Source organism: Parendozoicomonas sp. 2304DJ65-17, from assembly GCF_058148445.1.
Map to the genome: position 1 here is coordinate 198,942 of NZ_JBYVJV010000004.1, position 20,503 is coordinate 219,444.

15 protein-coding genes and 1 pseudogene are annotated in these 20,503 nt (G+C 49.2%); 3 read left to right on the plus strand and 13 right to left on the minus strand.

Features of this window, described 5'->3' with window-relative positions:
• The 9 genes from ACY2RR_RS12895 to ACY2RR_RS12935 all read right to left on the minus strand — a co-directional run bounded on the left by ACY2RR_RS12895 (window position 1) and on the right by ACY2RR_RS12935 (window position 10,636).
• Window positions 1-1,071, minus strand: coding sequence for a type VI secretion system baseplate subunit TssG (locus ACY2RR_RS12895; RefSeq protein ID WP_490108563.1), 1,071 nt, complete (start codon window positions 1,069-1,071; stop codon window positions 1-3).
• Window positions 1,050-2,852, minus strand: coding sequence for a type VI secretion system baseplate subunit TssF (tssF, locus tag ACY2RR_RS12900; protein ID WP_490108564.1), 1,803 nt, complete (start codon window positions 2,850-2,852; stop codon window positions 1,050-1,052). Before tssF ends, ACY2RR_RS12895 begins: the two co-directional genes overlap by 22 nt.
• Before the next feature lie 45 nt (window positions 2,853-2,897).
• Window positions 2,898-3,338: a type VI secretion system baseplate subunit TssE gene (tssE, locus tag ACY2RR_RS12905; RefSeq protein ID WP_490108565.1), complete on the minus strand. Its 441-nt coding sequence runs from the start codon at window positions 3,336-3,338 to the stop codon at window positions 2,898-2,900.
• Complete coding sequence (locus tag ACY2RR_RS12910; protein ID WP_490108566.1) at window positions 3,335-4,720, minus strand: type VI secretion system contractile sheath domain-containing protein; 1,386 nt, start codon at window positions 4,718-4,720, stop codon at window positions 3,335-3,337. Before ACY2RR_RS12910 ends, tssE begins: the two co-directional genes overlap by 4 nt.
• Before the next feature lie 117 nt (window positions 4,721-4,837).
• Window positions 4,838-6,313, minus strand: a complete 1,476-nt coding sequence (gene tssC / locus ACY2RR_RS12915) for a type VI secretion system contractile sheath large subunit (protein WP_490108567.1) — start codon at window positions 6,311-6,313, stop codon at window positions 4,838-4,840.
• The gene (gene tssB, locus ACY2RR_RS12920) at window positions 6,313-6,819 is read right to left on the minus strand and encodes a type VI secretion system contractile sheath small subunit (RefSeq protein WP_490108568.1); all 507 of its coding nucleotides are present in this window, start codon (window positions 6,817-6,819) and stop codon (window positions 6,313-6,315) included. Before tssB ends, tssC begins: the two co-directional genes overlap by 1 nt.
• 86 nt (window positions 6,820-6,905) lie before the next feature.
• Window positions 6,906-7,445 (minus strand): Hcp family type VI secretion system effector, encoded by a 540-nt coding sequence (locus tag ACY2RR_RS12925; protein ID WP_490108569.1) that lies wholly within the window; start codon window positions 7,443-7,445, stop codon window positions 6,906-6,908.
• A gap of 222 nt (window positions 7,446-7,667) precedes the next feature.
• Window positions 7,668-9,143 (minus strand): type VI secretion system protein TssA, encoded by a 1,476-nt coding sequence (locus ACY2RR_RS12930; protein WP_490108570.1) that lies wholly within the window; start codon window positions 9,141-9,143, stop codon window positions 7,668-7,670.
• Complete coding sequence (locus tag ACY2RR_RS12935; RefSeq protein ID WP_490108571.1) at window positions 9,140-10,636, minus strand: tetratricopeptide repeat protein; 1,497 nt, start codon at window positions 10,634-10,636, stop codon at window positions 9,140-9,142. Before ACY2RR_RS12935 ends, ACY2RR_RS12930 begins: the two co-directional genes overlap by 4 nt.
• A 241-nt stretch (window positions 10,637-10,877) precedes the next feature.
• On the opposite strand from ACY2RR_RS12935, the gene ACY2RR_RS12940 reads away from it, so the two are divergent.
• The gene (locus tag ACY2RR_RS12940) at window positions 10,878-11,786 is read left to right on the plus strand and encodes a LysR family transcriptional regulator (protein WP_490108572.1); all 909 of its coding nucleotides are present in this window, start codon (window positions 10,878-10,880) and stop codon (window positions 11,784-11,786) included.
• On the opposite strand, the gene ACY2RR_RS12945 is transcribed toward ACY2RR_RS12940, so the two are convergent.
• Window positions 11,767-14,040, minus strand: coding sequence for a sensor domain-containing protein (locus ACY2RR_RS12945; RefSeq protein WP_490108573.1), 2,274 nt, complete (start codon window positions 14,038-14,040; stop codon window positions 11,767-11,769). The two genes, ACY2RR_RS12940 and ACY2RR_RS12945, sit on opposite strands and share 20 nt — an antisense overlap.
• Before the next feature lie 209 nt (window positions 14,041-14,249).
• Entirely contained in the window at window positions 14,250-15,809 is a 1,560-nt protein-coding gene (locus tag ACY2RR_RS12950; protein ID WP_490108574.1) for a SulP family inorganic anion transporter, read from the minus strand.
• Window positions 15,810-16,368: 559 nt separating this feature from the next.
• On the opposite strand from ACY2RR_RS12950, the gene ACY2RR_RS12955 reads away from it, so the two are divergent.
• Both ACY2RR_RS12955 and ACY2RR_RS12960 read left to right on the plus strand, forming a co-directional pair.
• Window positions 16,369-17,076: a helix-turn-helix domain-containing protein gene (locus tag ACY2RR_RS12955; protein ID WP_490108575.1), complete on the plus strand. Its 708-nt coding sequence runs from the start codon at window positions 16,369-16,371 to the stop codon at window positions 17,074-17,076.
• Between the two features lie 110 nt (window positions 17,077-17,186).
• Window positions 17,187-18,062 (plus strand): annotated as a pseudogene (locus ACY2RR_RS12960) (DMT family transporter); the annotation flags it as partial.
• Between the two features lie 48 nt (window positions 18,063-18,110).
• On the opposite strand, the gene nhaC reads toward ACY2RR_RS12960, so the two are convergent.
• On the minus strand, window positions 18,111-19,556 hold the full coding sequence (nhaC, locus tag ACY2RR_RS12965; protein WP_490108576.1) for a Na+/H+ antiporter NhaC: 1,446 nt from the start codon (window positions 19,554-19,556) through the stop codon (window positions 18,111-18,113).
• A 100-nt stretch (window positions 19,557-19,656) separates the two neighbouring features.
• Window positions 19,657-20,430 (minus strand): transporter substrate-binding domain-containing protein, encoded by a 774-nt coding sequence (locus ACY2RR_RS12970; protein WP_490108577.1) that lies wholly within the window; start codon window positions 20,428-20,430, stop codon window positions 19,657-19,659.
• Window positions 20,431-20,503: the final 73 nt, after the last annotated feature.

The window sequence follows — 20,503 nt, forward strand, 5'->3', positions numbered from 1 at the left end:
TCAGAGGCCTGCCTTCCTGTTTTGTTTTTTATTGTTCATATAACCGGTGCGATGGTTTTCGAGAGTCATCAGTACATTTTTTGAAGCATCTGCGGTGCCAGTTGTGCGGGGTTTGTGCAGTCCGGTACCCAGCCCAAGAGCTGCTGATTTTGTGGTGGGGCAGGTATGCCCGGACATCAGCTGTGCCTGAGGTAAAAGTTCTGACGGACAATGCAGACAGATATCAAAGTCCACGCGATGTCCGAGAAACAAGCGACACATCTCAGACATAACCGGCATCAGCTGCCGATCACGCTCCAGCTGACGCCGTTCACGGGCAGATGAGACCTGAATCCTTATCTCCAGCCTGTCTCCTGCCATCCAGGTACTACGCCCAACCAAAGCACCCTGCCCAAGCCGATTGGTATCTGTCGGCCATGCCGACAAACCTGTACGACATTCATCGGCTAAATAGTGTTTTTTCAGGGGAATTGCTGACACAGAAATATCCATGGCGAAGTAGTCCACCAGGATCTGCTGCAGAAGAGCTGGCGACGTTGACTTCTGCCCTAACAGTCCGGCGTAGCGGCTTAAATGATCGACAGGTATGTGTTGTGGTTTTGGCAAACCAGCCAGTGAACAGAGCTGGTCACCAAGACGAAGATGTGATGAGGATTTCTTATCATTCTCAAAACGGCAGATAAGACGGTTGCGGGTAATAACCCGATAACTGTTCCACAGGTTTCTCTGACTGAAAATATCGTAAAAATCCTGCAAACCTGCATTATCACTGCCAACACGCAGTCGGTGAGCGGTGTCCTGGTAACCGTAAGGCAAAACACCATGAATACCGGTTAAAGCTGGCAAGGTGACCGACAACGTCCAGTGGCTTCCCATTCGCCCTGCACCGGTAACTTCAGCATCGGTGGCCCGATAACCTGGGTCACTGAGCAAATCCAGAGTGACAGGTGCCTGTTGTTTCGCAGCAAGCAGGGTTCTTACAGCCTGGGCGAATTGCCATCGCTCAGGTTTCGTCTGAAGTTCGGTGGCCAGACTGGCTGGCTGCTGGCTCAGCCCTGTCGTTTTGGACACTGGTAAAACACTCCTGGCTCACCTTTCAGGCAAACCTGCAGACGAGTAAAACTATTGTGCCCCGCATAACCGGACAGCAAACGATCAAGGACCTGGATAAACACCATCATGGACACACCACTGATCCGGGAATCATCCAGAGTCAGGGTGATATCAGTGCCCTGCATATAACACTGGCGCCCTTCTACTTTTACCGGAGCAACCAGAACATCAGCCTTAAACTCGGTAATTGCCTCAATACAACGACGATGGCCGGCGTGACCGGTCAGGTTATACAGTGATAACAGCTCCCGAAGTTGTGAGGCTGGATCCTCAGCTCCCAGCAAAGCTTCGAAATTCAATTGCAGATGTGCCAGGAATGCCCAGCGATGAGCATGCCCGGGGTCAGGTTTCCATGGTGCAGACACCTTACCCAGCAGCTTTGGTACCATCGGCAGAGAAACACTTTCCAGGCAGGACAAAGAGTGAAGCAGACCAAGCTCCAGTGGCTGCTCACCATTGCTGCAGGTCAGCTTTGGCGAAAGCTGCCGAATCCAGCTTCCTCCAGCCGCAGGTTTCACGGGATCCATATTTAAATCTGTCAGGGACAGTTCACCATGAGCTTCCCCTCCAGTACCAGGAACTCCCTGAGGTTGATAGTGCCAGTAGCAGCCTTTATCACTGTTTGTTGCGGAGTACTTCTGCCCATAAACCGATGGCAAAGGTTCTGGTTTTAATCCGGAGATATCCAGAACCGAGTCAACGGAAAACACCTGCTCATGATTGGCAGAACGGGCATCAATCACCAACGGATAACCCAGACGCGTATGATCAACCTTGAGTGGTTCACCTTTACGCTGATACAGATTCACCACGGGTACACAGCCCAACTGAAAGTTTTCGGTCGTAAGAGAGCGTGAAAGCTCAACCGGGCAGTCTTCCAGATAGATACCCAGTGAGATTCGATTACTGGTAAAGCGGGTCAGTCTGTTATTAAGCCCCGCAATACGAACAGACAGAAAAACATTCTGATAGGCAAGATATTCCAGCAGCAGCTGATAACCCGGAAAGGTATTGCCAGCCAGTGGCAGGATACGTTCATCCGCCCCCATCAACACCGGCTGCAAACTTTCTGCGGGTAAACGAACACTGTGACCAGATTCATCAAACAGAACCAGCCCACGAACTTTGCTGAACAGCTGGTCGTACAGCTTCTGGGTCAGATTCAATTCACCTTTCAGGTAGATATCAAGACAGCTCAGGTCACCAATACTGTGGAAGCCCAGACTGGCATCAAGCAGTTGCATATCCAGTCGTAACATGGAGGCTGGGCTGCCCGCAGGCTTTGGTGCCGGAATAGAAAACGGGGTCTGTTCAACATCAACATCAGCGACCTGAAATGGCAAAAGCTGTAAAGCACTGCAGGTTCTGAATTCGCAATGCCGGTCTTCGTCCAGGACTGCGCGGAAACGACTGCCGGAACTGACAGTCTGAACAGAAGCAACATCCTTGGAAGGCGCAACCTGCATTATCCCGACGCTTGGCAAAGGCCGTAGAAAATGAGGAAACAACAGACGGAACAGAGGTTCAGTCAGTTGTGGTAATTCTTCTTCCAGCTGCTGGCTCAAACGGGCATTCAGTAAAGCCACCGATTCAACCAGACGGGAAACATCCGGATCTTCAACCGCCTCACCACTGATACCAAGACTGCGGGCAAGCCCGGGATGTTCGCTGGCAAACTGCCCGGCCTGCTTGCGGAACCAGGACAGTTCCCGCTCATACCAGAGCGAGAGATCAGACATAACAGCCTCCATTAACAGCCTGACTGCATTTACACATCCATTGGGTCATGGCTGATATCCCTCAATCATCAAAGTGCTGTTGGTCAGATTAATAGTGGTATCAAAAACTTCCCGTTCACCGTTCTGCCCATTAACCGCTGCTTCAATATGAAAACAGAGGGCGTTGTGCTGCTCGTCAACCTGCTCCAGCTCAACAACGATCTGATGGAGGCGTGGTTCAAAAGTCTGGATAAGACCTTCAAGATCACGGCAGATTTCACCGATTTCCACAGAATTACGGCAACGGTGCAGATTACCCATGCCATAGTTGTAAAGAGATCGTTTTAGCTCAACGGCAGATACATCGGCTTCAGCCACTGAGCGACGGGATTCCAGTACCATTTCCAGATTACGGCAGATGGATTCACGCAAGTCAGAACTATAAGAGCTTCCAGTACTCCCGCGCTCACCAGGCTGATGATTCAGGAAACTATCCAGTAGGCTCATCCAGCCCTCCCTACAGTTCTTTCTCCATCCCGGCTACTGCCCAGCTCTGTACGTAGCACGATACTCGAGCTGAGAAAATCAAACTGATACTGAGGTTGCAGGGATATCTGGCAGTGGTAACGCCCGGTTCGTGCATCACCGGACACCTTGACCAAGGAGCGCTTAAGCGGGTAACGGGAGAGAATATGTTCTTCTGCATGCTCAATATTTGACGTGTAAGTCTGAAGCCAGCCATTCAGTTCCCGTTCACATTCCGAAGCTGATTTATAGCTGCCGATCTTGTCGCGAATCTGGATTTTCAGATAATGACCAATACGGCAGGCTAACAATGTCGTCTGCAGCATACTGATCACCGTTTCATCACTTCTTTTCGAGAGTGGAACGTCTGGCTGGTAAACCGAACGGTTACTGTAAATACCAACGTTTCCTGTCAGGTAACCACTGGCCAGTGGTATGAAACCACTGTCGCTGTAAAAGTTTTCCAGAGATGGTGTCACCCGTAAGGACACAGCCGGATCATCGTACAGGTCAACAACGGCTCCACCACTCACAACATCATTGCCACTGCGCAGGAATCCAAACCAGCTGATCCGGCAGAACTCCCGCAAAATATTATCGGCCAGAGCAAAAGCACTGTTTCCCCATAATGTGCTGCTGCCTGACCTTGTTGCAGACTGCTCTTCAAAGACAAAACCGCTCTGGTAGCTTGTCCAGGGTTTACGAACCCGTAATGCTGGCCATGTCAGCCCCAGAAACTGACTGACCTTTTCTTTTCTGAGTTGCCGCCATCCAACAAAATCGTCACTGGCCAGAATCCGCCCAACCCTGTCGGGATCACACCAGACATCGGCATCATCAGTGCCAATAAAGTTGTTTGCCACTGGCATAAGCACCGGGCATAAGGCTTCATGCCCCAGCTGCCCCAGCAGTTGCAGGGTATAGAGATCATCATGCTCGCTGATGACGTTAATCTCTGTTGAGACTTGATGATCAACCAGCAATAGCCCAAATGGCTGGCCACCAGAAGTATTGAACTCCTGCTGATAAATTCGCCGGTATAGAGAAGAATCTTTTAAGGAGAAACTCAGATTCAAGTCATCTGACACCTGCTCCCAGTTCATATCCAGAATACGAATCCGCACCTGATGACGTGGGTATTGCTTCTCCGTCAATGCCCGGGTATTTCTCCAGAGCGACTCCAACGCTTTGAACGACGAATGCTGAATAACAAGCTCGAGCTGTCGGCTGATCCTGTCGTCAATTTCAAGAATCAGTCTCTGTATAACCGTCTCGCACCAGGCATCCCGCTCTTTACTGGAAAGCGTTTTCAACTCTGAGGCAGTTTGCAAAGCCTGAGCGAAAAGTTGAGACAGCACGTTCATAAGCAACTGGCGATTGACTGAGTTAATGCAGAAGAAAGGGCTGTAACCGAAGGCAGTCCAGTACTGACAAGGGGAATGAGCACAGTCGCTCCGATTACAGCCACGAAACCGCCTGCGTTATCCTGGAATATTGGCAACCATCCGCAAGGATGTGGTCAGCTCTTCCAACTGCAGCCATGGGCGCAGATAAGCAATAGCAGAGTAGCAACCAGGGCGACCTGTCTGCTCTTCAACTTTGATAACCGCTTCCCGCAAAGGCTTTTCAGCTTTTGCATCATTACCCACAGCATTAGCGTTAACGTACTGACCGATCCAGGCTTTCATATCGTTCTGAACATCAACCGGGTCCATGGCAGAGCCAATCTTGTCCCGACCCATCACTTTCAGATAGTGGGCAACGCGGGAGCTGGCCATGATGTAGGGAAGACGCGCAGAAATCGCAGCATTGGCCGTCGCATCAGGATCAATGAACTCTTTAGGACGCTGAACTGTCTGAGCTCCCATGAAGACGCCATAGTCACTGCCTTTGTAATGAACCAGAGGTAGCAAACCGAGATCAGACAGCTCCTTTTCACGCTCATCAGTCAGGTTGATCTGAGTCGGACATTGCTGAATCTGGTCGCCAGCTTCTGACTTGTAAACGAAGTTAGGCAGTGCTTCGACCTTTCCGCCATTCTCGGCACCACGAATAGCGGTACACCATCCGTATTTGGTAAAGGCATTATTGATCAAGAGGCCAAGATCAAAGGCGGCATTGGTCCAGGTAAAGTCCTGCTCACCTTTTGGACGGCGCTGACCGTCTGCATCTGCACGAAACTCTTCAAAGTTAAACTCTTTGACACCTGTTCCATTCTGCCCATAAGGCATGCGAGACAGAGTCTTCGGCAAAGTCAGGGTTACGTAGCGTGAATCATCGCTGTCACGGAAGGAGTTCCAGCTGGCATAAGCTGGCGTATCAAATCCAGCAGCAACAGGTTTGCCTTCGTTAAAGGTGTCAAAACTTTTGAAATCAAACAGCGCTGGACCGGCAGCAGCAATAAAAGGAGCATGAGAAGCTGCAGCAACTTCACCCACATACCGGAGCAGTGCGACATCTTCATCTTTGTGGGTAAATTCAAAGTCACCTATCAGCAGGCCGAAGGGTTCACCACCCGCAGTACCATACTCATGCTGGTACACCAGGTCGAAAAAGCGGCTGCGGTCAACAGCTGGAGCATCTTCAAACTGCTCCAATAGCTCATCGCGGGTAAAATCAATGATACGAACTTTTTGTTGGCGCCCCAGTTCACTCTGCTTGACCAGTTTATTCAAACCACGCCAGGAACCTTCCAGTTTCTGGAATGCTTCATGGTGCATGGCATCCGCCAGCTGTACAGAAATTTTTTCATCGAGAGCCAGAATGGCATCTTCAATGGTTTTGGTCAGGTTTTTGTCCCAAGTGACTGTACCTTCCATCACCTGCCCCATCAGCACAGACAGCAGTTCTTTGGTGGTGTCCTGTGGGGTTTGTGCCGTTACAGCAATCGCCTGATCCAGAAAACTCAGTGTTTCCGTTGCATCACCCGCCTGGGCTTCCAGTTGCTCGGTGCTCATTACGCGTCTTCCTTATTCAGGCCCAGTTCATCAATCAGTGAGGAGGTAGCATCCTGACTTTGCAGAACCTGCTTCAGCAGTTTCTCAAGATCACGGGAACGATCTGCTTTCGACAGCAGCTCCTTCAACTGGTTTCGGGTATCCATAAGCTGCTTGAGCGGTTCAATCTGACGGGCAACATTAGCGGGTTCAAAATCTTTCATGGATTTGAAAGACAGATTCACTTCAAACTGATCATCGGCGTCTGTCAGCTTGTTATCGATTTTATAACTCAGCTGCGGATCAACCTTACTCATGACAGAATCAAAGTTGTCTTTATCCACATCAATAAAGCTACGGTAATCTACCTCGTCTTTTTCATGCTCTGGCTTATGGCCGGCAAAATCACCGACAACACCAACGACAAAAGGCAGTTCCTTTTTTTCTACCGAACCATTGGTTTCCACGTCGTACGTCAAACTGACGCGGTTTTTACTGATACGTTTCTGCTGTGAATTAAGAGCCACTTCTTTTCCCCTTACCATGAAGCTCGATGAATCGTTTGAAGTACTCCGCTACTCAACATAAGAGCAACGGAGATTATTCAGGCGAATTAGCCAGCCATTGCGTGAGATTCAGCCACGCCTGTTGGCAGGTCGTAGGTCACATCACCACCAGCAACCAGGTTGCCACCTTCTTCTTCATGCCAGTGCTTGAAGGTCACCTTGCTGTAAGACAAAGCGATATTTTCAAAAGGAGTCGCACCATCAGAACCGCTCAGGGAATAGTTCACAATCCGGGCCTGCTCGAGAGTAATCATCAAGTACACTTCGGCACCCTGACCAGTACGCGCAGGCTTTGTTACGATAATTTCAACGGTATCACCGGCTTCACCGGGCACGTACATATGGGAGAGGATATTCTCGGATGCACCGTCCAGCTCTTTGCTGACGGAGATTTCACTCATCGCCACCATACCGGCATCACGGTTCATGCCGTTACCGATATCCATGGAAACATTTCGGGCTGCGCCCCAGTTAAAAGAACGAATGGCAAACCAACCACCTTCGGATACCCCGGCATCCCCAGTGTAGGATGCAGTTGCATCGCCATTACTTTCGAGGTCACCGATTTTCATATAGATGTTAGCCATAACTACAACCTTTCTGTTTCACTTGCTATAAAATCCGGGCGCAAAAACCCTGCGCCATTAATCAACAAGGACATGGCTTGAGGAAAAAACCCGGACGGTTTTTGTTAAAAATCAAATCAATCTGTTTGCGTTTTGCTTACTGATATTTACGCCGCACATAATTGAAAAGATTCAAAAAATTTCACTTTATTTGTAAGACAATGTAATTCTTTTTAACGAAATCTAACGTCTCTTCAGCTGAGACAAATCAATACCTCCAGGCCCTGTTGGTTTACGTACAGCAGGTTTCTTTTCCTCTTTGGAAGAAATATTCACAAAACTGGGAACGCCATTCTGCGGTGCAGCTTTTTTCACATCTGCCTGACTATTCTCTGTCACCGTAGAAGAGGGCTGAACCGGTGCAGACTGAGTCTCAGTTTCTTTATGCTGTTTCGGCGCACTACTATCTATAACAGTTGCAGTGTTTACCGGTTGCAACTGTGAAGGCGCTCTCGGGCTTTCCGTTGGTGGTGCAACCAACCCTTGGGCCGAAGCACCCGGAATATGAACCTTCTCAGCATTCATTCCCGTTAACTCGCCAATACGCCCCATTAAACCGTCATGCCCCTGCACCAGTTCGTTAATCAGATCTGGTAATGGGGTGTACCCCCAGCGAATCGCTTTCTCAATCAATCCGGATACAGGGCTCTGGGGTTCAGTACGGGAGAAATAATCAGCAATCAATCGCAGCTGTTGAAATGCCTGATCCCGGTTGTAAATAGCTTCAGCCTGAACGGTTACCGGTCGTTTATCATCTTCTGGCAAAACAGAGGTATCATTAGTGTCTATATTTTCCTCTACAGTTACTTCTTCCGCTTCAACTATTTGCGGCTGCACATCGAGAGGCCATGGAACAATGGCACCATCAGTCAGCGCCTTTATAGCATTCAGATTCGCACTCAATTGTGCACGCAGAAAACGACTGCTGACTGGTGTTGTGCCACTGTCTTTAGCGTACGCAGACAGTGTCACATCAAGAGAATCCAGAGTCTTTAGTGCAGCCCCAATTTCCAGAATGCGCTCAATCACCTGGGCCTGCTCATCAGCCAGAGCCTGGCGGGCACGCTGTTGCAAATCACTGCGATTACCCTGCCGGTCAGCATTTCGCCAGTCGGCAAAGTCAATATCAGCAATAAGTGGCAGCATTCTCAGAGGCAAGCCAAGCAGACCGCTCTCCTCAGATTCACCAAATACCTGCAGCAATGGTCGCAGTTGAAGCTCTGCCCGCTCTGCTTTCCTGCCCGCATCATCTTGTGCGCGGAGCTTTGTATCTGGCACACGAGGCTGAACCTGCTCACCAAAACGACGGACACTGGTTTCTATCAACTGCAGACACCCAGTCAGATTTTCATAGGGTTGTCGAGAGAACAACTGAGACAGAGTCAGCCAGCTCATGCATTCAAGATCTTTGGAACGACTGGCAATAACATCTTTCAGTTGATCAGAAAGCACCTGCCAGTTGTTCAGGTTTTCCTGCTGAAGATCATCCAGTTCATCTTCAGGGGGGTTATTGGTTAGCTTTCGAAACGACGTCTGAGCAACGTTATAAGCATTCCGCAAGGGACGATAACCAGCGCGATCATCCTTGAGGTACATACCTGCCGGGTTATCACCTCCAATTGGCGAAAGAAGCTGATCCAGCTGCTGAGCAATAGTCATGAGTGCGCTCCCTTAGCTGATGCAGCCAGATCCGATAAAGTTTTCAAAGGTTTTTCTTCGGTCTTTTGAATTCCGTCAAACAGGGATTGCGACAGCGCCTGAGCCTGCTCAAGCTGAGGGCGGGACATCTGAACTGCAGCAGCATCACGCAGAGGTGCAGCTGGACGGTAACCCAGAGCCACAGCAACATTTAACCAGGCATAGCCCTTCTGAAGATTTGCAGAACCGCCCTGTCCTCTCAAAGACAGCAAGCCCAGCGCATAACTGCTCCAGCCATCACCAAGCTGAGCAACTTGCTTCAACTCTTGTCTGGCCTGATATATATCATCGTCTGTCAGACCGGTACCAAAGTCATACCACTTCTGGTCATCCAGCTGCAGATAAGCCTGGGCTCTTCGCGCTTCCAGGTGTCCAGCCTCAGCACTGCGCTGCAACCAGCGTCCTGCGCGAAGAATACTGGCTGGCTCAGAGTTACCCTGCAGGCTATCTAGCCCCAGGTTATATTCCGCCGCGGTAGAACCCAGTTCTGCAGCCCATTCAAAATATTCACGGGCAGACATTGGATCACGCTCTCGCCCTTTACCCAGCAAGGTTCTCCAGCCCAACTCGTTCGCAGCAGAGCTGCTGCCTGAAGCAATAGCTTTTTCCAGGGTGGCGGCACCTTTGGAGACATTCACTTTTTCTCCAAGCCCTTCAACTTCCATCAACCCTTTCAGGTACAGAAGCTCGGAGGACGGCTGTGCAGATTGAAGATAATTGACAGCAAGCCTGTCACTGGCCACAGAGCCGACACCATAAAAACTCATAACAGCCAGATAGGAGCGCGCCAGTGCTCTCAGTTTCTGGTCTGCACTTTTATTGTCTGCCAGCTGTTTTAGATAAATTCTGGCCTGCTGGTCATCCCGGGGAATATTGTCTTTACCCAGATATAATCTGCTCACAACCGCCTGTGCCGGGCCATAACCCGCTCTGGCTGACGCCCGCAATGATTTAAGAGCCTGGGATGGCTGTTCAGGGAGCTGAATAATACCGGCAAGATAGTTGGCAAACGGATCACGATGATTGAGTTGATCCAGCGCATTCAAAGCACTTTGACGGCGCAGTGAGGGGTTTACCTGGGAACCAAATCCATATCCCTGCCAGATAAGCAGCGCCTGATGAACCCGGGCATTATCATTACCCTGGTCAGCCAGTTTTCCAATCCATTTCACCTCCAGTGCGGCAACGCGCTGGAATGCACTGTTTTCATCAAGACTGGAAAAATCTCCAGCCTGAACAGGCAAAGGTAGTAATTGCAAAGAGCCAAGCAAACGCTGGTAAGACGACTCTGCTCGTTCAAGGGGCCAGCTGTCCCGGTCATACTCCATCACGGGTGCTTTCAGCTCATAATTGCTGATAAAGCCCAGATAGGAAATTCGTGAGTCGGTTTTTGGTTCAACAACCGAACAACCCGCTATACTCAACGCCAGAACAGGAAGGGCTATGCGCTTCATTACGCTCGGCCACTTGCTGCTGTTTCCTGTTGTGAAAAACGCTCGGGTCAAAAGACTTACCTCAAAACTACTCGTCACTGACTCGTTATGTACTCTTGCCAGGCTCGGCTGGATTCAACGTCAGTAGCGGCAGAATAACGACGGGGCAATCTTTTTTAACTCCAATCTTTGCAAATCAGCTTTGCATAAATGCAACAATAACCAACACAGCAGTGTGCCCGTATCGGGTATCGTGCCCACCATGGACCTAAATGCAGTAAAACTCTTTATAAGCGTGGCTGAAGCCGGCAGCCTTTCTGCCGCATCACGCAATCTGGACCTTCCGGTATCAACAATAAGTCGTCGTATACAGGCGTTGGAAAAACAACTGGATACCCGTCTGCTGGAACGAAGTACCCGTAAAATGCAGCTGACACTCAGCGGGGAGGATCTTTATGATAGCTGTGTCTGTGCTATCACAACCCTTAAAGACGCAGAACACACTCTTACAGACCGGCGAGACCTACCATCCGGAGTGGTAAGAATTACAATCCCTCCTGGCTACAGTGAACATCTGTTTCTGCCACTTCTGCAAAGATTCAGGCGACACTATCCAGATATAAGCATCCGAACATCCTGCCATGGAACGGGCACAGAACTTAGCTCTGGGCTGTCCGACATTATGTTCTGCACAGAGCCTGTTGAAGATCACCGGGCTTCAGCACGATCATTGGTAGAATTTCGGCATCAACTGGTCACTTCACCAGCCTACCAGAGCCAGATTGCGGCCCTTAATCATCCAGAGGATCTGCTTCAGTATGACTGCGTTCTGTTTGGCCATGCCTGTAAACCTGGTGTATGGCAATTCGAACGCCGGGATCAGTCGGCATCCTCCAGAGTACTGCCACCAGATGAGATGATCTTTGATTGCTACTCCCTGGTACAGGAAGCTCTGGCTGGAGGGCTTGGTGTCGGTGAGTTGCCAGCTCTAATGGCTGGCCCGCTTTGCGAAAAAGGAGTGCTGGTTCCGGTGCTGCCAGATTGGGCGATGACCAAAGGCAGCCTGGATGCTGTGATACCGGCCCATCGTCAGCTGACAAGAGCTGCGAAGGTTTTTATGGATTTTGTTGAAGAATATCTGCCCTCAGCGATCAACTGGCCTCTGCTGTAATATCCTCTGACACCCGCTTCTTTAAGTGGCGGAGTAACCGGTTGGCGTTGCTTCCCTGTTCCGGATACCGGGCTGTTTCCATGACAAATTCTGGAAGCACCCGATCTCCAGTAGCCATGACTACTGGAGTGGATAAGGCCTGTTTAACAATCTCAGCAATATCCTCTTTCTGATCCCCCTCTCGAAGAACAGCAAATTCATCCAGACCGCAACGAGACAAAGTGACATCCAGAGGCAGTCGATCCTGAAGCTGAAACGCGGTTCTTTTCAAAACCTGATCCCCCACGGCATGACCATGACTGCTATTGAGAGCGACCAGGTTAGTAACTCTGATCAGGGTAATTTCAACTGAATAATGCCTTACCCTCGCTCTCTGGCAAGCCATATGCAGCCGATCCTGAAACAGATGACGATTCGGCAAACCAGTCAGTGGATCATTCTGTTTGGCAAACATCTCAGCATCCCGTTGGGTGTTCGCCTGAAAACCAGACGAGTAAATGCCAAGGTAATGTTGCGTCTGCCCATCAATCACAATGGCTTGAATCGACACATGTTGCCGCAAAACAGCGCCATTGCGGCAACGGTTCCAGATCTCACCCTGCCACTTTCCCAGCTGATGAACTTCGTTCCACATTTCCTGATAAAAACTGCGATCGTGGCGACCTGAGCTGAGAACCGCAGGTGTATTACCGACTAGCTCCTCAGAGCTGAATCCTGTCGCCTCCTGAATAGAGCGGTTAGCACTGACAATGCGATGATTGGCATCGGTGATGAGAATACCTTCACCGATATTGTTCAGGACCATCTCGATTTTCTTCTGCTCAACTTCCTGCTGTCGGGTATAAGTTATATCCATCACCATGGTAACCATTACCCGGGTTGTGGAATCTGCACGGTACAAACGATACTTCAGTACAGAATAAAACCTCGGCCCATCCAGAGTCTCCATCACCATTTCATAGGACTTACTCTGGTCACTTTTGAAAAGTTCTTTATCCGGCCGACTGAGCTGACGCTCCTGCTTATACTTTTCCGGCAAATGTTCCAGATCGGTACGCAGGAGTTTCAGAAAGGATTCATTGGCATAGAAAAACTGCCCGGTATCTTCCATAAGAGAAATGGCAACCGGAGCACGATCCATCATGATTTCTGCGTTCTGCTGATAAGCTTTAACCATCCGCTCCAGCATCACCTGATCATGAATATTGATCCCAACACCACGATAACCGGCAAAAATACCCTGCTCATTCCTAACCGGCCTGCCACTCAGTGCAACCCAGTATTCTTTCTCACCCACAGGAACTCTTATATTGCGAATGGGGAGATGGTCAGCCGTTGCTCTGGCGGCTTCAGAGAGACCTTTCCCCTGAAGCAGGCCAGCCAGGTTTTGCCCCCTGATCTGGGATGCACTTACTCCAGTCTGCAGAGAAAACTGACTCGATATATTGGTAACATTTAAATCTGCATCGGTTTCCCAAAACCAGTCTGAACCACTGCGGGCAAAATCCTCAAACCTATCCCGAGTCAGTTTCAGTTCGGTTTCCATCTCCCGAAAGGCCGTGATATCAGACAGCATTCCCACTGCCCTGACCGGCGAACCATCGCGTGCCCGCTCACATACCTGCCCTCGGTCCCGAACCTGTTTTATCTGCCCCTGCTTGGTGTGAATACGATATTCCACATCATAGAAATCTGACTCTCCGGTCAAATGTTTCTTTAAGGCTGCCAGAACTCTGTCAGCATCATCTTTATGAACCAGGTCATACCAATTTGAAAACTGAGGCTTGCGCTCCCCAGGCTCGAAACCCAGCATCCGATCCAGCTTGGGGCTGAAATAGACTTCATTGGTTTTCGCATTCCAGTCCCACAGCCCATCACAGGATTCATTGAGCGCGAAAGACAGCTGCGTTTCTCTCACCCGGGAGATATCTTCACGAGCAGAGACCAGGTAAAAAGTTGCGTCATCCAGAACAGCTGTCGAAATAATCAGCTCAACCGTGACTTGAGAGGGATCCAGCAAGTTATAAGCAGAGATATTAGTTTTGTTTTCACAGAGAAGACCCAGATCCTCGCAGGTAAACTTCTGGCGTGACAAAGAGGAAAAAACATCTGAGAAACCTCGCCCACTGACCTCCTCTCGTGAAGCTCCAAGAAAAGCAGACATTACGGGGTTCAGATAACAGATCTGCAGCTCTTCTGCTGAAACCAGCATAAGAGGTGTCGGCAACTGTCCGTAAACAGACTCAAAACACATGATGTACAACTGACAAGATAGAAGATCAGAAAGTTCGGTTTATTGTTTGTAGACCCGAACAGCAGGCTGGGCAATGTGCCACAATCCCAGACCAATAGCCATCTCAACTACCAATTGTGTGACTTGACAGGAAAATCATCACCAATAAAAAAAGCCGCTTGTCTTACAACAAGCGGCTTTTTTACAAACTTTTATGGTTACATCAAATGCTATGCATTGGTCGCCACAAAGTACTTAGGATCTTCGATCACGTTTACTTCAACCAAGCTACCAGCCTTGTTCAAAAGCTTACGGCAGTCAGGGCTCAAATGACGCAGGTGCAGAATTTTCCCGGAATTCAGATAACGCTCTGCCAGTGTATCAATCGCTTCCAGACCGGAATGGTCACTCACTCGGGAGTCAGCAAAATCAACAATCACATCGGTATTATCTTCTTTAGGGTTGAACTGCTGCATAAATTCGGTGGTAGAACCAAAGAACAGCGGGCCGTGAACCTTGTACACGGTTGAGCCATTATCATCGTCCTGCTTCTCCACACGGATATGCTTGGCATGTTCCCAGGCAAAAACCAGCGCAGAAACAATCACACCAATCACAACTGCCATAGCTAGGTCGGTCAGAACAGTTACAACAGATACCAGAACAATAACGAAAGCGTCGCCCTTTGGAATCTTGTTCATAATGCGCAGGCTACTCCATTCGAAAGTACCCAGCACGACGATGAACATTACGCCAACCAGAGCCGCAACAGGAATCATCTCAATCAGGGAAGAGGCAAACAGGATAAAGCACAACAGGGATAATGCTGCGGTAATCCCAGACAAACGACCACGACCACCAGAGTTCACATTAATCATGCTCTGGCCAATCATGGCGCAGCCACCCATACCGCCGAAGAAACCAGTCACAACGTTGGCAACACCCTGACCAACACATTCACGGTTACTGCTGCCGTGGGTTTCGGTGATTTCATCCACCATGCGCAGGGTCAACAGGGATTCAATAATACCGATAGCGGCAAGGATCAGAGAGTAAGGGAAGATAATAGTAAGGGTTTCCCAAGTGAAGGGAACGCTTGGAATACTGAACTCTGGGAAGCCACCAGCAATACCAGCAACATCCCCCACGCTCTTGGTTTCCAGCCCAAAGCCAAGCACCAGACCGGTCACAACCAGAATTGCCACCAGAGAAGAAGGCACAGCTGTAGTGAGCTTTGGCAGGAAATGAATAATTGCCATAGTCAGCGCCACCAGTCCCAGCATAATGTGCAAAGATTGGCCTTCCATCCAGGAAACGTCAGCTACGCTGCCTTCCAGGAAAGTGCCTTCCAGCCAGCCCGCACCAACACCCGTACCAAACTGCCCCAGCTGAGCGAGGAAAATCACAATCGCCAGACCATTTACAAAACCCAGCATAACCGGGTGTGGCACCATGCGGATAAACTTGCCCAGTTTGAACACACCCGCCAGCACCTGCAGGATACCCATCAGCACCACAGTCGCAAACAGATACTGCACGCCATGGTCAGCGACTAGTGCCACCATAACCACAGCCAGTGCGCCGGTCGCACCGGAAATCATGCCAGGGCGACCACCAATAGCAGCAGTAATCAGGCCCACCATAAAGGCAGCGTACAAACCAACCAGTGGTTCAACACCTGCTACAAAAGCAAAAGCTACGGCCTCTGGCACCAGCGCCAGAGCCACTGTCAGCCCAGACAGCAGATCATTTTTTACAGAGGCGACTTTACTCGCATGAAGATCAAACAACAGGAAAGCTCCTTGGAGACCGGTAGAAACCACTCGTTATCTCGGTATCCGGTCAAATTTCGGGTAAACAATAATATTTATGTTAGGTCTGTGCGCACATTCTTACTGTTATTTTTTTAATGAGTCTGCAAAGCCGCGCGGAGTATAAAGGCATAGCTTTTTGTCTTCAATAAACGACTACGCCTGTTTTTCTGTCATTTTCGACAGAAATCACCACAGACTGAAAGATTTTCCCAACAGACAGCAGGCTTGACAATCCTGCTATTTGAGGAGCACGCATGTGCTGTTGTTTCCCCTTCACCCAGTAATGAGAAAACCACCCGCATACCCTGATAAAGCGTCTTATCAGCACAGTTCCCTGTTTACCGTTTTCGTATACTTTTCTCGAGTTTAAGAGTCATTTTCGCAGGCAGAGTTATCAAAGCAAATATTTAACTGATGAAAAAACCGGAGAACCTCGAGAACTTTCTGTTAAGCACTTTGATGATCACTAATTCGCAACAACTTAATGGCGGAGTTAATCTAGAAGTTAGCTTCGCTTTTTGTTTTGAGACTCATAATGGAAGATTCTCTCTCTATACGCTCTTACACTAATCAGCCCATGAGCCACGCCCACGAATGGCATCAACTGGTGCTACCACTAAAGGGCATTATCAATATTGAGATACCTGACTACTCCGGCAAAGTGATTCCGGGTGAATGTATTTTTATTCACTCTGGGCAATTACACTATTTTTGCGCCAATTCCGAAGCACGATTCGTAGTTGTGGATGTGAATCAATACCCTTGGGAAGACGATGAAATTCAATGGACAGTGTTTTCATTATCTGCACCCATGATCAGTTTTCTGGACTTTATTGAAAAGCAGTTGGAGCATCAGGTCAGCCCACCTATCGAGCAGACTATGATGGCCACTTTCATCCTATTACTGAAAGAACAAAGCCCTCACCGCCACCTTTGCCCTCGCATGCGCAAGGTACAGGAGTTTATTGCGCAAAACCTCGAATCAGACCTGTCAATTGCCACCCTATCGGAAGTCGCTTGTTTAAGCCCTACCCAGTTCAAGAAAATATTTCGGGAGCAAACCGGTACCAGTGTATTGAAGTACATCACCCAAATCAGAATGGATAAAGCCAAAGCTCTTCTTATGCATACCGATTATTCCGTGCTGAGGGTGGCGGAAATGGTTGGCTACCATGACCAATCCGCCTTTAGTCGGCGTTTCTCCAATTATTTTGGACTGTCCCCAAAAACCTTTTTTTCATAATCAGGAAAAGCACCTTATCGTCCCACACATGCGTCCTTTTGGCACAGTTATCTAACTCCTACTTTTATAAGCTCTTCCTATCTAAAAACATTCAGGAAGGGAGTGGCAATATGCAGGCAACCAGTATACAGAATGTCCGAAATGGATATGGAACAGCAGCCATTCTCACAGCCTGCCTGTTTTGGGGCACCACAGGTACAGCGGCCAGCTTTGCCAGCCAGGTCAGCCCTTTAGCCACTGGCGCATTTGCTATGGGTATGGGAGGACTACTGCTGGTTCTGTTCTCTTACAAACACCTTTACAGCTATAAATCTCAATTAAAAAAACAGCCTGTCACTATATTGTTGGGAGGGCTGGCGATCGCCGTCTACCCACTGACCTTTTATTCATCCATGCACTACGCAGGTATTGCCGTCGGCTCAGTGATGTCCCTGGCCAGCGCCCCATTCTGGAGTGCACTGCTGGAGTGGCTATTCAACAACACAAAAGTATCCAAGCGCTGGATGCTCAGTTTCCTCATCGGCATAACCGGAATTACCTGCCTGACCCTTGGCAATAATCACGGAACGTCTAATACCACTCTTGCACAAGATTATTACTTAGGGGTTGCACTTGGTTTACTCACTGGTCTCACCTATGCCTTTTACTCATGGACGACCAAACGCTTAATCAATCACGGCATTCATTCAAGAGTGGCAATGGCAAGTCAGTTTGGCATCGCTGCCGCAATCCTTCTACCATCGCTCTTGCTAACAGGCGACAACCTTTTTGCATCTTCTGTCAATACAATCGTTGCCCTGTATATGGCTGTTGTACCTATGTTTGCCGGTTACCTTGCTTTCGGTTATGGCCTGCAATTCGTAAACGCCAGCAAAGCCACACTGTTAACCCTCTCGGAGCCAGTCATTGCCAGCTTACTCGCTGTAGTTGTTGTCGGAGAACAGGTGAGTCTACTGGGATGGACTGGCATTGGGCTAATAATGCTCTGCCTGTTTTTTCAGTCTGACAGGAGTGTCCCACCAAGTAGAAACTACTCAAGCAGCCCGGGTCTCTTTCTGTACAGTTTGCATAAGCACTCTCGTCTCTTCAGTGGCTTGGGCTTTAAACAAAGCAATTCCCAAATAAGCGAAAACAATAGAAACAAAAGGATTAATCCAGTTCAGAAAGGCCCAAGGTGCGTATTCCAGAACAGAAACTCCAAGGGTTGAGGCAAAAAAAGCGCCACCAGTCGTCCAGGGAATCAGCGCCATGGTCAGAGTGGCGCCCTCTTCCAGAGAGCGACTCATAACCGAACGATCCAGTCCCTGACGATCATAAGCATCCCCAAATAACTGGCCACCGAGAATAATCGACATATAGGCTTCACCCATACTGAGATTGCCTATAAAGCAGGTCAGAATGGTGGTTCCCACCAGAGAGGCACCTTTCTTTATCCGGCTGACAATACCGGCAACCAGCACCCGCAAAAAACCAAAACTGCTGAGAATTCCACCAAGAGCCAGCGCCATAAGAGCCAGGGATAAAGTCCACATCATGGAAGCAATACCACCGCGCTCCAGCAATTTATCCAGTGTCTCTACACCTGAGCGAATATCACTGCCACTGAACAAACTGTTAAGAACAACACCCAGATCCCGTTGCTGAATCGTTATGGCAAGAATCACCGCCGATAACGCAGAAGCCATCATGGCAACTTCTGCTGGCACCCGAAAGCCACTCAACAGCAACATCACTACCAGAGGCAAAGCCGCAATCCAGCTGATTTCAAAGGTTCGTTCCAGGCCGCTGGTCAAAATATTTAATTCACCAACAGGCAACTGGTGATTGGCATATTCCATTCCTATCCAGCCAAAAATCACCAGCACCAGACAATACACAGGAACGGTTGTGTAACACATACTGCGGATATGGCTGTAAAGAGTCGTTTTGGCCGACATGGCCGCTAGGTTAGTGGTATCAGAAACAGGAGACATTTTGTCGCCAAAGCAGGCACCGGACACCACCATGCCCGCTACGATGGGCAGAGGGAAACCCATTGCCACTCCGATCCCCATAAGCACAATACCCGCCGTACCAACAGTTCCCCAACTGGTACCTGTGGCAACAGACATAAGACTGCAGAACACTAATCCGGCTGGAAGAAAAATAGCGGGTTCAATAAACTGCACACCAAAATAAATCAGTGAAGCCAGCGTGCCGCCTTCGATCAGGGCCGCGATCAGAACCCCGATCATGATAAAGATATAAATGGCGGTCAGTGCCCCCTTTATACCTTCATTCATGGCATCACGAATTGCTTCGTAGTTATGTCCAAGCATCATGGCACTAACGGCCGCAATGATAATGCAGCCCAGCATCAGGCTGTGGAGACTGGTTGAGAGATAAAACAGCCCAACGGCAATAACAGATAAAATCAGCAGAAAAGTAACAAGAGACTGACGAAAACCAGGCTGTTTAGCCGGCTCTGTAGTTTGACTCATCAGAAGTGCCCTCCGGGCAGGCAGCGATCAAAAGCGCTACCTGAACCAGAGGAAAGCTCATGGCAGCTCGCGATAAGACTACCATTTCATCCACAAAAAATCAGGGCATCCAGCGCTGTTCCAGATCAGTAAAAAAACCCTGAGCCTTACGGAAGGTGATCCAGTGATTGACATAGTTGATCCACACCTGATCACCCTGAGGCAGCAGAATAGCTAATGGCTTAGCCTTTCTGGGGGCAACCGGAAGAACGGCAAGATTCGGGTATTTCGCCACCAGCTTGGAAGCTTCCAGGTTGGACGTCAGAGCAACCTGCGCACGACCAGAGAGCAATTCCTGAAACCCACGGGCCGGAGCTTCAACAGATTTCAAAGTGGCATTAGGGAAATAACCTTTGGCTTCCTGCTCAAAGACAGTACCCAGTGTCACCGCAACTTTTACAGAAGATTTATTAATAGAATCCCAGCCGGTGAACTTCTCCAGATCAGAGCGCTTTACCAGAGGAACAGTCCCTACAGAAAAGTAAGGCTGGGAGTAACCTGCCACTTTGGCACGGCTCATATTTATGGAAGCACTGGTGGACATATCATACTTATCCGCCACCACACCGTTAACCAGTGTCTTCCAATCTGCGGGAACCAACTCCAGCTTCACACCCATATCTTCAGCCAGCGCTTTAGCCAGGTCGATATCAAAACCCTGGTAATCATTGGTGGCTGGGTTACGGAGTGACATAGGATCCCAGTCCCCGGTTGTACCGACCCGCAACACACCTTCTTCGAGAATGCGTTGCAAACGGGACTCATCAGCCCACGCTTGCGTTAATGTTGCCAATGCCAGCAAAACCAGCAGGGTCACTCGTTGAAATATCATCATTATTTTTGTCTTTTGGTTTTGTATAGGTTCTGGTTACTACGCACGGGAAACCATAACGGATTTTTGTCTGCCA

Coding starts and splice junctions, on each gene's coding strand:
- tssF (WP_490108564.1), bottom strand. CDS start 2,852: ATGTCTGATCTCTCGCTCTGGTATGAGCGGGAACTGTCCTGGTTCCGC.
- ACY2RR_RS12910 (WP_490108566.1), bottom strand. CDS start 4,720: ATGAACGTGCTGTCTCAACTTTTCGCTCAGGCTTTGCAAACTGCCTCA.
- ACY2RR_RS12970 (WP_490108577.1), bottom strand. CDS start 20,430: ATGATGATATTTCAACGAGTGACCCTGCTGGTTTTGCTGGCATTGGCA.
- ACY2RR_RS12945 (WP_490108573.1), bottom strand. CDS start 14,040: ATGTGTTTTGAGTCTGTTTACGGACAGTTGCCGACACCTCTTATGCTG.
- ACY2RR_RS12955 (WP_490108575.1), top strand. CDS start 16,369: ATGGAAGATTCTCTCTCTATACGCTCTTACACTAATCAGCCCATGAGC.
- tssC (WP_490108567.1), bottom strand. CDS start 6,313: ATGAGCACCGAGCAACTGGAAGCCCAGGCGGGTGATGCAACGGAAACA.
- ACY2RR_RS12925 (WP_490108569.1), bottom strand. CDS start 7,445: ATGGCTAACATCTATATGAAAATCGGTGACCTCGAAAGTAATGGCGAT.
- nhaC (WP_490108576.1), bottom strand. CDS start 19,556: ATGAGTCAAACTACAGAGCCGGCTAAACAGCCTGGTTTTCGTCAGTCT.
- ACY2RR_RS12935 (WP_490108571.1), bottom strand. CDS start 10,636: ATGAAGCGCATAGCCCTTCCTGTTCTGGCGTTGAGTATAGCGGGTTGT.
- tssE (WP_490108565.1), bottom strand. CDS start 3,338: ATGAGCCTACTGGATAGTTTCCTGAATCATCAGCCTGGTGAGCGCGGG.
- ACY2RR_RS12940 (WP_490108572.1), top strand. CDS start 10,878: ATGGACCTAAATGCAGTAAAACTCTTTATAAGCGTGGCTGAAGCCGGC.
- ACY2RR_RS12930 (WP_490108570.1), bottom strand. CDS start 9,143: ATGACTATTGCTCAGCAGCTGGATCAGCTTCTTTCGCCAATTGGAGGT.